The organism is Pandoraea sp. PE-S2R-1, assembly GCF_002179865.1.
Taxonomy (GTDB): Bacteria; Pseudomonadota; Gammaproteobacteria; order Burkholderiales; family Burkholderiaceae; genus Pandoraea.
On sequence record NZ_NGUR01000165.1, the window covers coordinates 1 to 406 of the forward strand.

Sequence of the window (406 nt, forward strand, 5' to 3'; positions counted from 1 at the left end):
GACTTGTCGATCTTCGCCACACCCGTCTTGTCCGTCACGGCGCTGCCAACCTCCGTGCCATCGCAATCGAGCACCCGCACCTTCGCGTTCGCTACCGGCTGGCCCTTGTCGAGCGTTGTCACCCAGGCAACGGCGTTATCGCGGCCCATCTTGAAATGCACGCCCAGGTTGGTGACAAGCACCGTGGTGCGCACATACATCGGCAACGACTTGCCGAGCAACGCCGCGCCAAGCGATGGTGAGGCCAGTTCCACGACGTAGAAGCCTGGCTTCTGAAACGGGATACCGACCACTTCGAACGGACGCGGGTCCTTCTCCTTGGGCACCGGTAAGGTCAACGCCTGCACGCCCTGCAACCCCGACAGCAACGACAGACTGCGCGTGTCATAACGCGTGACCTTGTCCT

General features: G+C 62.1%; 1 protein-coding gene. It reads right to left on the reverse strand.

What is annotated here, in order from left to right; genetic code table 11:
* The coding region (locus CDV44_RS27545; RefSeq protein ID WP_141118859.1) for a hypothetical protein at positions 1-406 on the reverse strand (406 nt) is incomplete at both ends.